The organism is Mesorhizobium sp. WSM4849, from assembly GCF_055811385.1.
The window spans coordinates 139,071-151,386 of sequence record NZ_JBVVPW010000014.1 but is presented as its reverse complement, the minus strand read 5'-3'; the positions used below and the strand labels follow the sequence as shown (position 1 = coordinate 151,386).

The window sequence follows — 12,316 nt, the reverse complement described above, 5'->3', positions numbered from 1 at the left end:
GTCTGCAACTTTTCGGGATCATGCGTTCGCCTCAGCCGTAGATCTGCTTGTGGACCTGGTAGAGCATTTCGCTGCGGTCGGCGCGCATGTCGGCCAGATCGCGGCTGGAAAAGGAGTCGATTTCGGCGATGAGGCGGTTGTATTGCCGGCGCTTGGCGATGCTGGTGCGAGCGCGGCTCATGAGGTTGTCGAGAATCATAGCGAGGTTCCTTCTGCGCCGCATTGTTGCGGCAGGTTGTTCCTCCCTGATCGATACGCAGCATGACATAGTTATGATGCGCTGCAAAAAGAAGATGTTGCAACGCACCATTGCGCTGGACGCATAGCCGGTTAACGCGCATGAGCGCCGTCATTTTGGGCCCTATCATTTGAGCAAGGTCGGCATTGCCGTGGTTTGCTCCGATGTCTCAAGATGCGGTGAGGCCGACATCAACGATCTTGCCATATTGATCGCCGGCTGGCTTGATCGCGCCGGCACTAGCGATTTTGCATGACCGGGAGGAAACCATGGCCGCCGAAGACTACGAGATTCTCGATCCGCGTTTTGCGCGGCTGTTCAACAGCAATGCGCAGGTGGACAAACTGTTCACCGGATGCCGGTGGGCGGAAGGGCCGGCTTGGTTTGCGGCCGGCCGTTATGTGGTGTGGTCCGACATCCCCAACAACCGCATGCTGCGCTACGACGAGACCGACGGCAGCGTCAGCGTGTTCCGGCAACCGTCCGGCAATTCCAACGGCAACACCGTCGACCGGCAGGGCCGGCTGGTAAGCTGCGAGCATTCGGGCCGCCGCGTCAGCCGCACCGAGCATGACGGCTCGATCACCACCATCGCCGACAAATGGCGCGGCAAGCGACTGAATTCGCCCAATGATGCGGTGGTCAAGTCCGACGGTTCGATCTGGTTCACCGATCCGACCTACGGCATCGATACGGATTATGAGGGCGACAAGGCCGACAGCGAGATCGGCGCCTGCCATGTCTACCGGGCCGATCCCGGAACCGGCGAGGTCGACGCGGTGATCACCGACATGGTCAGGCCCAACGGGCTCGCCTTCTCGCTCGACGAGAGCAAGCTCTATGTCGTCGATACCGGCCGCACGCATGGCGCGCAGAACCCGGCGCATATGCGGGTGTTCAATGTCGACGAGGGTGGCAAGAAGGTCTCCGGCGGAAAGGTCTTCGCCGACTGCACGGCCGGCCTGTTCGATGGTTTCAGGCTCGACGATCAAGGGCGCATCTGGACCAGCGCCGCCGACGGCATCCATTGCTACGATCCGGACGGGACGCTGATCGGCAAGATCAAGGTGCCGGAAGTCGTCGCCAATTGCGTGTTCGGCGGCAACAAGCTGAACTGCCTCTACATCGCCGGCACGACCTCGCTCTACATGGTCCGGCTGATGGTCAACGGCGCAAAGACTTATTGAATCACAATCAGCACTATTGAAGGGAGGACGCATGCCATTCGTCAACATCCGCATCGTCAAGGAAGTCATCGCCGCCGATCCCGCCGGCAAGAAGACCGCGATCGCCAAACAGGTGACGGCGGCCATCACCGGCGCCACCGGCCTGACCAGCAACGATGTCTGGGTGGTCTTCGAGGAGGTCAATGCGCGCGACTGGTTCGTCGGTGAGACCGATGTCGAGACGTTGAGACGGAAGGGCTAATCTCCCGACGGGCACGGCAGCGGCGCGGAAGTTTGCGAGAGGCCTGCGGGGCAGCGCCCCCCTCTGCCCTACCGGGCATCTCCCCCTCAAGGCCCCTTGGGGGGAGATCGGCAGCTTCGTCGCCTAGCCCGTCTTTCAACGTTGGAGGTTGGCGAAAGCGGGGATGACGGCCAATCTCCCTCATTGTGGGGGAGATGCCAAGTGGTGGCAAAGAGGGCAGGACAGAGGGGGCGCGAAGGATCGCCGATGCTCGGTTCGCGTTCGCTCCGCTCCGGGACAACGAAAGCACGGTGGCCGCCACTTAACGCGAGCGGATGAAGTCGGCGAAGGCCGAAACGGCGCTGCGCATCGCCAGCCGGTTTGCCGGTTCCGCCAGGATTTTCTCCACCTCCGGAGGCTTCTTGCCGAGCAGGGCGATTTCGAGCGCAGCTTCCTCATAGAGCGCGAAAGACATGGTCCTCATGATCTCGGCCAAGGCGTCGCGGGCAAACAGCGAGCGCGGCGAGGCGTGCACCAGCATTGCCGGCCTGCCGACGGCGGCGTCGCGCGAGACCAGCCAGTCGAGCGCGTTCTTGAGGCCGCCTGGCACGGCATGGGCATATTCCGGGCAGGAGACGATGACGCCGTCGGCGACGGTGACCGCGTCGATCAGCGCCGCTGCTTGCGGTGGCGTCCGCTCGCCTTCGTCATCCGGGTTGAAAATCGGCAGCCGGCCAAGCCCGTCGTAAACGGACACGTGACAGTCCGGCGGCGCGTTTTGCGCGAGTGCCGCGACCAGGGCGGAATTGGTCGAGGCGGCGCGCAGGCTGCCGGAAATGGCCAGGATGTTCAGCAAAGGTGCGAATCGCGTCCGGAAGCCTACCACATCGTCTGCTTGTAGCTTTCGTCCAGCCAGCGGTCGGTCGCCTCGACGGTCTCGGCGAGCGCCAGCTGGTCGCGCAGGATCTGGCCGAGCGTCGGCAGCGTCGCACGGTCGTACCAGGTTTCGGGCCTCCACAGATCGGAGCGCATGAAAGCCTTGGCGCAATGCATGTAGGCGGCCTTGACCGTCACCAGGACGACGTTTTGCGGTTCCTTGCCGTCAACGGCGAGTCGCTCGCGCAAAGCCGCATCGACGGTGATGCGGGCGTCGCCGTTGACGCGCAGCGTCTCGTTCATGCCCGGGATGAGGAAGAGCAGCCCGACCGAGGGGTTGAGAAGAATGTTCTCCAGGGTGTCGAGCCGGTTGTTGCCGGGCCGGTCGGGGATGGCGATGGTCTTCTCGTCGAGCACGGCGGCAAAGCCCGGTTTGTCGCCCTTCGGCGTCACATCGGCATTGCCGGTGCCGTCGGAGGAGCCGATCAGCACGAAGGGGCTTTTGCCGATGAAGGAACGGCTGTGGCCATCCAACGCCGTCAGTTCCTTGCGGATCGAGCCGTCGGTCGGCCGAGGCGTCTTGTAGATCGTTCTCAGCTCTTCGCGCGTGGTGACGAATTCCATGCCCTCTCCCTAACCGTTACTTGCCGGCCTTCTCTTCGTTTCCGGTCTTGCCTTCAAGCGAATGGCGCATGATCAGCGGCATCTGGCTGAAGGTGAAAAGAAGCGTGATCGGCATGATTCCCCATACCTTGAAGGTAACCCAGGCGTCGGTGGAGAAATTCCGCCAGACCACTTCGTTGACAAGGGCCAGGAACAGGAAAAACAGGCCCCAGCGGAAGGTTAGTTTCTTCCAGCCCTCGGCATCGAGGCTGAACGCCGAATCGAAGACATAGCCGAGCAGCGACTTGCCGAAGAACAGGCCGCCGAGCAGCACGCCGCCGAACAGCATGTTGACGATGGTCGGCTTCATCTTGATGAAGATGTCGTCCTGCAGGTAGAGCGTCAGCGCGCCGAAGACGAAGACGACGACGCCCGACACCATCGGCATGATCGGCAAGGTGCGGGTGAGCAGCCAGGAAGCGATCAGCGCGATCGCGGTCGCGGCCATGAACAGGCCGGTGGCGACGAAGATCGGCCCGCCGAGCTCAGCCAGCGCCGGAAATTTCTGCGATAGCCATGCGCCGCGGGCGTTGGCGAAGAAGAACACCATAAGCGGGCCGAGCTCCAGCACCAGCTTGAGCAGCGGATTGACGCCTTCCTTCTTCTGTTTCTGCGGGTCGGACGGGTCGCGTTCGAGGATGCGCGGGTTCATAGGCTTTCCTTCTTGCGCAAGATCCTGTCCAAGAAGTCTGCAACTTCTTGGGATCATGCTTGTTATGCCACTCCAGCGATCGCCCTGGCGAACTCGCTTGCGGAGAAAGGTTCGAGGTCGTCGACCTGTTCGCCGACGCCGATGAAATAGACCGGCAATTTGTGCTTTGCCGCGATCGCCACCAGAATACCGCCGCGTGCCGTGCCGTCCAGCTTGGTCATCACCAGGCCGTTGACGCCGGCGACATTGCGGAAAATCTCGACCTGGTTGAGTGCGTTCTGGCCGGTGGTGGCGTCGACCGTCTGCAGCACGGTGTGCGGCGCCTCCGGATCGAGTTTGCCCAGCACCCGGACGATCTTTTCCAGCTCCGCCATCAGCTCGGTCTTGTTCTGCAGCCGCCCGGCGGTGTCGATGATCAGCACGTCGGAGCCGGCTTGCTTGGCCTGTTCGAACGCGTCATAAGCAAGACCTGCCGCATCGGCGCCAAGCTTGGAGGCGATGACCGGCGACTTGGTGCGCTCGCCCCAGATCTTCAATTGTTCGATCGCGGCAGCACGGAAGGTGTCGCCGGCTGCGAGCATCACCGACAGGCCGCCGTCGGTCAGCTTTGCCGCCAGCTTGCCGATGGTCGTGGTCTTGCCGGTGCCGTTGACGCCGACGACAAGGACGACATGCGGCTTGTGGCTGAGGTCAAGCTCCAGCGGCATGGCGACATGGGTCAGCACCTTCTCCACCTCGCTCGCCATGATGGCGCGGACTTCCGTCTCGGAGACGTCCTTGCCGTAGCGGCTGGCGGCCAGCGAATCGGTGATGCGCAACGCCGTCTCCATGCCGAGATCGGCGCGGATCAGCACGTCCTCCAGATCCTGCAGCGTGTCCTCATCGAGCTTGCGCTTGGTGAAGACGCCGGCGATGTTGCCGGACAGTTCCCGGGAAGAGCGGGCAAGCCCCTCCTTCATACGCTGGAACCACGAGCGTTTCGGTGCCGGTCCCGGCGCCTTCTGCGGCTCGGCTTTCTGCTCGACCTTCTTGGTTACGGTCACCTTGCCGGGGGCCGGCTTTGGCTCCGGCGGTGGTTGCGGAACGGCCTCCGGCTCTGGTGCAATCTCGGCAAGCACCGGCTTCGCCTCGACCGGCGCAGGCTGGCGAATGGGGGGCGGGATTTCGGCCGGAGGCGGCTCAGACTTGGGCGCTGTTGAGGGAGCCTCAGCGGGCGGTGCCGGCATTTCGACGGGCTCCGGCTCCGGCTGTTTTTCCGGCTGGAACGGGGCGATTTCTGGCGGCTGCGGCTCGGGCTCAAGAATTTCCTGCGGCTCTGGTGCAGGAACTGGCTCAGCGATGACGGAGGCGGCCGGGATTTCTTCGGGCTCCGGCTCCTCAGCAGCCGTTTCCGGCTCCGGCGGCCGCAGTTCCTCGACCGGAGCAGGCTCTGTCTGGATTTCTGGCTCGGGCGGAACGGTAGGAGCGGGCTCGGGCTTTGGCTTCTCGACCGGAGCCTGCTCCGGCTGGATTTGTGGCTCGGGGGAAATGATCGGAGCGGGCTCGGCCTCTTCAACAGGCGCCGGTAGCGGCGCAGGCGGTGCTTCCGCCTCGACCGGTGGCGGAGGCGAAGCTTCTGCCTCGGGCCGGGGCTCTTCGCGTTTCAAAAATTCCGGAACGGCCTGCTCCGTCGCCGGTTTCAGCGCCTCCAGAGCGTCCCATTTGATCGGCGGCAGCGGCGTGGTCTCGTCGATCCGCTCCTCGACCACTTCCTTCTTGCCGAACGAAAATATCTTCTTGAGAAAACCAGCCATGTTTTTGCGTCTCAGGCGGCGCGGGCGGCAAGCGGCGCCGCGATCAGTCTGATACCGTCATGGCCGACGATATCAGCCTCAACGATTTCGCCCGGCGCGCCCGCGGACACTGTGGCGAGCGTGAAGCCTTCGGTGCGGCCGAGCCCGTCGCGCTCGACCAGGATCGACTGGCGTGTTCCGGCGAGTGCGGCGAGGTGACTGATATAGGCGGCGTCGCCGGCGGCGCGCAGCCCTGCCGCACGCTGCTTGACCACCTCGCGGCGAAGCTGAGGCATGCGCGCGGCGGGCGTGCCTTCGCGTGGCGAGAACGGAAAAACGTGGAGATGCGTCAGCCCGCATTCCTCGACGATCTCCAGCGATTTTTCGAACATCGCGTCCGTCTCGGTCGGAAAGCCGGCGATGATGTCGGCGCCGAAGACGATGCCGGGACGCAATTTGCGCAAATCCTCGCAAAAACGGATCGATTGATCGCGGTTGTGCCGGCGCTTCATCCGCTTCAGGATCATGTCGTCACCCGCCTGCAGCGACAAATGCAGATGCGGCATCAGCCTGGGCTCGGTGGCGATGGCGTCGAGCAAATCGTCGTCGGCCTCGATCGAATCGATGGAGGAGAGGCGCAGGCGTTTTACGTCAGGCACCTGCTTCAGGATTGCCTTGACCAATTTGCCGAGTTTCGGGCTTCCAGGCAGGTCGGCGCCGAAACTGGTCATGTCGACGCCGGTCAGCACGATCTCGGCATAACCATTCGCGCTCAGCCTCTTGACCTGCTCGACCACGGCGCCCATCGGCACAGAGCGCGAATTGCCGCGGCCGTAGGGGATGATGCAGAAGGTGCAGCGGTGGTCGCAGCCGTTCTGCACCTGGACAAAAGCCCGCGCCCGGCCCTCGATGGCGTCGACCATGTGGCCGGCTGTCTCGCGTACCGAAAAGATATCGTTGACGCGAGCCTTCTCGGAATCGTTGACGCCGAAATCCGGCAGCGCGCGATAGGAATGCGCCTTCAACTTCTCTTCATTGCCGAGGACGAGATCGACCTCGTCCATGGCGACGAAACTCTGCGGCTCGGTCTGCGCGGCGCAGCCGGTGACGATGATGCGGGTGGCCGGGTTCTCGCGGCGGGCCTTGCGGATCGACTGTTTTGCCTGGCGCACCGCCTCGCCGGTGACGGCGCAGGTGTTGAAGATGATGGCGCCGCCTTCCAGCGCGCCAAGGCCGGCGCTTTCCGCCTCTCGCCGCATCACCTCGGATTCGTAGGTGTTCAGCCGGCAGCCGAAGGTGACGACGTCAACACATTTGGGAAGAGTGGGACCCCTGGAAAGAGCGGGACCCTTCTTGGCAAGAGGAGCCATCAGGCGGCGCTTTCGGTGTCGCGGGCCCACACCCCGGTCGACGGATCGAAGCTGCCGGAAAATTCCCATTCGGCGGCGCCGGTGAGGATGACGTGGTCGTCGCCGCGCCATTCGACATGCAAGGAGCCGCCGCCGGGTGTCACCAAGGAGACGCTGCGTCCGGTCCGCCTGGTGCGCGCGGCAGCGACGACGGCGGCACAAGCCGCCGTACCGCAGGCCTTGGTCAGGCCGGCGCCGCGCTCCCAGGTGCGGATGACCATCGTCTCGGGCGAGGTCACCCGTGCGATGGTGATGTTGGCGCGTTCGGGGAAGATCGGGTGATTTTCGAGCAGCGGGCCGAAGCGGTCGAGCTCATAGGACCAGACGTCGCGGTCGACCCAGAAGATAGCGTGCGGATTGCCCATCGACACGACCGAGGGCGAGTGCAGCACAGGCGCGTCGATCGGGCCGATCTGCAGCTCGATCATGCGGGTATCGCGGAATTCCTCGGCCAGCGGAATATCCTGCCAGCCAAAACGCGGCTTGCCCATGTCGACCGAGATCAGCCCGTCGGCATGTTCTTCGGCGTTGAGGATGCCGGCGACGGTCTCGAAGGCGAATGTCTTCTGGCCGGTCTCGGCGGCAAGTGCCTGCACCACGCAGCGCATGCCGTTGCCGCAGGCCTGCGCGCCGGTTCCGTCGGAATTCAGAATGTCGATGAAAAAGGCGGTGCCCGGCGTCCTGGCGTCGTGGATCGCCATGATCTGATCGAATTTCGTCGCGGCATCGGCATTGAGCGCAAGGGCGGCAGCCGGCGTCACCCGATCGGCGCGACCGCGCATGTCGGCAACGATGATTTCGTTGCCAATGCCGTTCATCTTGGCGAAGGGGGCAGTGCTTGCCATGGATCGAAAGGTCTCATGCCGGTTTGGCGCCTATATGGCGGATACCGGCCGAAATTACCAGTGTGCGGACGTCAGAGCGACGTGCGTCCACTTGGACGCACAAAGTACGCTCTGACACTTTGGACCCGCGCATCGTGCTTTCCGAAAATCGATTCCGATTTTCGGGCCGATGCGTCTACGCCACCGCGAAGACGCCGAGCATGACCAGCAGGAAGATAATCAGCACGATGCCGATGAGGATACGGGCGCCGGTGGCGGCGGCTCCGGCCAATGCCGGCATGCCGAGCAGGCTGGCCGCGGCCGCGATAATCAGAAGAATGATGATCCATTTGATCATGCGGAAATCCCTCGCAGCCGACGGTTGTGGATGCCTGCCAACGCGTTTGCGACGTCCCGGGTTCCGCTGGGGGTCCCGTGCGCCGTGAAGCCGGTTGCCTGCCTAGTGCATCGGGCCCAAAAGTGGGTACCGGTTTTGGGAAAATCCGATGCTCAAACAAGAAGATAGAGCGGCGGTTCGCTTCGACTTGAAAGTCCGCCGCTCTAGACCGCCGGCACGTCCCAGACCTCGCCGGGATGCAGGGCGCGAAAGCGTTCGCGAGGGACGCCCTGGTCATCCAGGGCCTCGCCCAGCTTTCTGGCCGGCTCGTCGATCGGCTCGTTGGTGAGCCGGAACGTGCCCCAGTGACAGCCGGCAGCATGGGCGGCGTTGCACAAAAGCATGCCTTGCACCGCCTCCTCCGGATTCTGGTGGTGTGGCGCCATGAACCAGCGCGGCTCGTAGGCGCCGATCGGCAGGATGGCGAGGCGGAAGCCGCCGTGCCTTTCGGCCATCAGCCGGTAGTTGATGCCCTCGTGGAAACCGGTGTCGCCGGCGAAATAGACCTTTCCGCCTGGCGTCTCGACCACAAAACCCGCCCACAGCGCCATGCGCCGGTCGCGGGTGCCGCGCGCCGACCAGTGGTGCACCGGCTCGACATGGACGGCGACGTCCTTGCCGATATCGACCCGCTCGCCCCAGTCATGCGCGGAAAGCCGCATGCCGGGAACGCCATCGTCGATGATGGCGTCGTTGCCGAGCGGCGTCAGCACCAGCGGGTCGTGCTTCGTCTTCAGCCGCTTCAGCGTGGCGAGGTCGAGATGGTCGTAGTGGTTGTGGCTGACCAATACGAGGTCGATCGGCGGCAGGTTGGAAAAGGCGATGCCCGGCGGATTGACCCGTTTCGGCCCGGCAAAGGAGAGCGGCGAGACGCGCCGCGACCAGACCGGGTCGGTGAGAATGTTCAGGCCGGCTGTCTGGATGAACAGCGAGGAATGGCCGACCATGGTCAGCCTCAGTTCGGAGCCGTCGATCCGTTTGGCCGGTGTCGCCTGATGAAACGGACTTGGATTCGCCGCCGGCCATTTCGAGCGTTCGCCACCCAACTGCCACTTCAAAAGATCGGAAAAGCGGGCAGGCAGCTTGCCGTTGGGATTGAAGAACAAGGTGCCGTCGAAATGATCGCTCGGCGGGCCGCTGTAATAGCGATTGGCGGCTCTTTTTCTCGCAGCCAAGGTTTCGCCTCCGGCAGGGTTCCGTTTCATCAGAGATAGGACCGGACCCGGCTGGCGCAAGCATTTGGCGGCCGAATGCCAGGAGCACGCCTGTCCAGCAAAACAGCTGCGCGCCTCTGTCAGACCTACAGGGCAGGCTTTTAGGCTGCATGTATTTTGTGGTAAAATTGCAACAGATGCTGCCGCAAAAAGTATTTTAACCATATCGGGTTGAAATTTCGCCACCTTCTCCATCTTGGTGATGGGAGATTGTGCGGACGGCAGCCCGAGCCGGATCCGACGGAGGTTTGAAATGAATTTTTCGAAAACCGGTCTGCTGGCCGTATCGCTTGCCGCGCTCGTTGCGAGCGGCTGTTCAACGTCACGATTCTCGTCGATGGACCAGCAGCCGTCGCCGCTTGAGGCCGCGCCCTCCGGCACGGTGACCGCAAATCAGCTGCCGCCGCCGGCGGCGCCCGGCACTGCCGACCCGTCGAAATTTCCAACGGCGCCGCAAGGTTCCGAGGTGGCTTCGCTGCCACCGGACGGGACGGCTCCGGCCGGGGCTGCGGATCTTACCGCCTCCAGCGTCGCCGGCGTGTGGAAGGCCAGCGTCTCCGGCCAGAGCTGCCAGGTGGCGACGCCACAGACCAAATTCGGCGCCGGCTACCGGGCCGGGCCGCTGCATTGCCCGGCGCCGATCAACGGCATTAAGTCCTGGAACGTCGCCGGCAAGCAGTTGACGCTGTACGACGAGAATGGCGGCACGCTGGCACGGCTCTATTCCTCGGGCGGAGAGAAATTCGACGGCCAAACTTCCAACGGCCTGCCGATCTCGCTTACAAGAGGCTGACCCGCCCCATTTATTTTTACGCAAATCCGACGGAAAACCGAGACATACTTTTCTTGGAATTGCTCTAGAACGACGTGACCGATGCATCTGCGTGACGGCCTTCAGACCCATGCGACCGTCCGGCAGCGCCACGACCATCTGGTTGTGTCAGGCCTGATCGACCGCGATCCGGCGCAGGAGCGGATCGTCGCGGCACTCGACCGGCTGATCGATGAGATCTCGGCAAAGCGGCTGGCGCACAAATCGAGCGCGCTGGGCTGGCTGTTCGCTCGCAAGCGCGAGACGCGCGAGCCCGTCAAGGGCCTCTACATCCATGGCGGCGTCGGCCGCGGCAAGACCATGCTGATGGACATGTTCTTCGAGCTGGTGCCGGTCAGGCGCAAGCGCCGTGTGCATTTCAACGACTTCATGGCCGATGTGCAGGACCGTATCCAGAAGCACCGGCAGGCGCGCAAAGAGGGCACCGTCAGGGAAGACGACCCGATCGCGCCGGTGGCCCGCACGCTGGCCGAGGAAGCCTGGGTACTTTGTTTCGACGAGTTTTCCGTCACCGACATCGCCGATGCGATGATCCTGTCCCGGCTGTTCTCGGCGCTGTTTGCCAACGGCGTCGTGCTGGTCGCCACGTCCAATGTCGCGCCGCAGGATCTCTACCGCGACGGCTTGAACCGCAAGCTTTTCCTGCCCTTCATCGGCATCCTGGAGCGGCATGCGCAGGTGCTGGCGCTGGACGCCGACAAGGACTATCGGCTGGACAAGCTCAGCCGCCTGCCGGTCTATGTCACCCCCGCCGATGCCGCCGCCGATGCTGTTCTCGACGAGGCCTGGGACGTGATGACGCATGACAGGCCGGCGGCCGAGGCTACGCTGACGATAAAGGGCCGGCAGGTCGTGGTGCCGCGTGCCGCCGGCGAAGCGGCGCGGTTTTCCTTTGGGGATCTGTGCGAAAAACCGCTCGGCGCCCGCGATTTCCTGGCGATTGCCGGCCGCTTTTCGACCGTCTTCATCGATCATGTGCCGGTGCTCGGCGAAGGCATGCGCAACGAGGCCAAGCGCTTCATCCTGCTGATCGACACTCTATACGACCATCATGTGCGGCTGGTAATGAGCGCCGCTGCACCGCCACCGCAGCTGTACACGGCCAAGCGCGGCGCCGAGGTGTTCGAGTTCGAGCGCACAGCGTCACGGCTGATCGAGATGCAGAGCCATGAATGGCTTGAGGGCTGGGTGGAGAGGCAGAAGGCGACGCTGACCGAAGCGCAGCAGGCTCGGGCCTGAAGATAGTCTCCGGAAGGTCGCGATCCTTCGCGCCCCCCTCTGTCCTGCCGGACATCTCCCCCACAAGAGCCACAAGAGGGGAGATTGGCCGTCATCTTTCGCTCGCCAATCTCCAACGTCGCAGGCGTGAGCGGAGCGTCGAAGCTGCTGATCTCCCCCCATGTGGGGGAGATGTCCGGCAGGACAGAGGGGGGCGCTGTCCCGCCGGCGCCTATAGTCGAAACACATACATCACGAACGCCTCCGCCGGCCCGTGCGGCTCATTCCGCGCCTCATAAAGTGCGCGCGCCGCGACATTGTGCGGCTCGGTGCCGACCCACGCCTCCTCGCAGCCATGCTCCCGGCCGAGCTCAAACATGGCGTCGAGCATGTTCGTCGCTATGCCCTGGCGCTGGAAGGCCGGCGCCACGCCGACTTCGTCGATGTAGAGTTCGCTCACCTTGTCCGGGTGGCGGTGGATGACGGCCGCGCATTGGCCGACGACTATGCCATCGGCCAATGCCACAATCATGAAATGACCTGATGAGGCGAGATAGGCGGCGAGCCGATCCGGCGTGACCGGTTCATCGAACACATCTTCGGCGATCCGCATCACAAGGGCGTCATCGCCGGGAAACAGCCTTCTTATTTCCATCTTCATTGCGTAACTTTCCCAAGTCAGCTCAATTCTTTTGACGCTTACGTAATTCCCGTTGTTTCTAACCGATTGAAATTATTCACTCCAAAATAATCGTTTGAATTTCTTCCGCGCTGGGGCTATTGGGGGCGGCGAAAATTCGCGGCTTCCCCGCAG

General features: G+C 63.4%; 14 protein-coding genes. 4 read left to right on the top strand and 10 right to left on the bottom strand.

The window, feature by feature from the left end:
- Positions 1-31 precede the first annotated feature (31 nt).
- Positions 32-199 carry a hypothetical protein gene (locus AC0L3L_RS18035; protein ID WP_084646772.1) on the bottom strand — a complete coding sequence of 56 codons (168 nt, stop codon included), beginning with the start codon at positions 197-199 and terminating at the stop codon, positions 32-34.
- A 308-nt stretch (positions 200-507) separates the two neighbouring features.
- Here AC0L3L_RS18035 and AC0L3L_RS18030 point away from each other — a divergent pair, with 308 nt between their 5' ends.
- Both AC0L3L_RS18030 and AC0L3L_RS18025 read left to right on the top strand, forming a co-directional pair.
- On the top strand, positions 508-1,425 hold the full coding sequence (locus AC0L3L_RS18030) for an SMP-30/gluconolactonase/LRE family protein (protein WP_473638591.1): 918 nt from the start codon (positions 508-510) through the stop codon (positions 1,423-1,425).
- A 31-nt stretch (positions 1,426-1,456) separates the two neighbouring features.
- Complete coding sequence (locus tag AC0L3L_RS18025) at positions 1,457-1,666, top strand: tautomerase family protein (RefSeq protein ID WP_192356465.1); 210 nt, start codon at positions 1,457-1,459, stop codon at positions 1,664-1,666.
- A 301-nt stretch (positions 1,667-1,967) separates the two neighbouring features.
- Here AC0L3L_RS18025 and AC0L3L_RS18020 read toward each other — a convergent pair whose 3' ends face one another.
- From AC0L3L_RS18020 to AC0L3L_RS17985, 8 genes are all read right to left on the bottom strand, one after another.
- Positions 1,968-2,501, bottom strand: a complete 534-nt coding sequence (locus AC0L3L_RS18020) for an NADPH-dependent FMN reductase (RefSeq protein ID WP_473638590.1) — start codon at positions 2,499-2,501, stop codon at positions 1,968-1,970.
- Between the two features lie 23 nt (positions 2,502-2,524).
- Complete coding sequence (locus AC0L3L_RS18015) at positions 2,525-3,145, bottom strand: pyridoxamine 5'-phosphate oxidase family protein (RefSeq protein WP_473638589.1); 621 nt, start codon at positions 3,143-3,145, stop codon at positions 2,525-2,527.
- A gap of 16 nt (positions 3,146-3,161) precedes the next feature.
- Positions 3,162-3,836, bottom strand: coding sequence for a septation protein A (locus AC0L3L_RS18010; RefSeq protein WP_473485948.1), 675 nt, complete (start codon positions 3,834-3,836; stop codon positions 3,162-3,164).
- A gap of 62 nt (positions 3,837-3,898) precedes the next feature.
- On the bottom strand, positions 3,899-5,629 hold the full coding sequence (gene ftsY / locus AC0L3L_RS18005) for a signal recognition particle-docking protein FtsY (protein ID WP_473638588.1): 1,731 nt from the start codon (positions 5,627-5,629) through the stop codon (positions 3,899-3,901).
- Positions 5,630-5,640: 11 nt separating this feature from the next.
- Positions 5,641-6,978: a tRNA (N(6)-L-threonylcarbamoyladenosine(37)-C(2))-methylthiotransferase MtaB gene (mtaB, locus tag AC0L3L_RS18000; RefSeq protein WP_473638587.1), complete on the bottom strand. Its 1,338-nt coding sequence runs from the start codon at positions 6,976-6,978 to the stop codon at positions 5,641-5,643.
- The gene (gene dapF / locus AC0L3L_RS17995) at positions 6,978-7,862 is read right to left on the bottom strand and encodes a diaminopimelate epimerase (protein ID WP_473638586.1); all 885 of its coding nucleotides are present in this window, start codon (positions 7,860-7,862) and stop codon (positions 6,978-6,980) included. Before dapF ends, mtaB begins: the two co-directional genes overlap by 1 nt.
- 175 nt (positions 7,863-8,037) lie before the next feature.
- Positions 8,038-8,199, bottom strand: coding sequence for a DUF1328 family protein (locus tag AC0L3L_RS17990; protein WP_077380919.1), 162 nt, complete (start codon positions 8,197-8,199; stop codon positions 8,038-8,040).
- 203 nt (positions 8,200-8,402) lie between these two features.
- On the bottom strand, positions 8,403-9,443 hold the full coding sequence (locus AC0L3L_RS17985; RefSeq protein WP_473638585.1) for an MBL fold metallo-hydrolase: 1,041 nt from the start codon (positions 9,441-9,443) through the stop codon (positions 8,403-8,405).
- A gap of 262 nt (positions 9,444-9,705) precedes the next feature.
- Here AC0L3L_RS17985 and AC0L3L_RS17980 point away from each other — a divergent pair, with 262 nt between their 5' ends.
- Positions 9,706-10,245 carry an AprI/Inh family metalloprotease inhibitor gene (locus tag AC0L3L_RS17980; protein WP_123148790.1) on the top strand — a complete coding sequence of 180 codons (540 nt, stop codon included), beginning with the start codon at positions 9,706-9,708 and terminating at the stop codon, positions 10,243-10,245.
- An 81-nt stretch (positions 10,246-10,326) separates the two neighbouring features.
- Positions 10,327-11,523 (top strand): cell division protein ZapE, encoded by a 1,197-nt coding sequence (gene zapE / locus AC0L3L_RS17975; protein ID WP_473638584.1) that lies wholly within the window; start codon positions 10,327-10,329, stop codon positions 11,521-11,523.
- A 211-nt stretch (positions 11,524-11,734) separates the two neighbouring features.
- Here the strand turns inward: zapE and AC0L3L_RS17970 are convergent, their stop codons facing one another.
- On the bottom strand, positions 11,735-12,163 hold the full coding sequence (locus AC0L3L_RS17970) for a GNAT family N-acetyltransferase (protein ID WP_473638583.1): 429 nt from the start codon (positions 12,161-12,163) through the stop codon (positions 11,735-11,737).
- Positions 12,164-12,316: the final 153 nt, after the last annotated feature.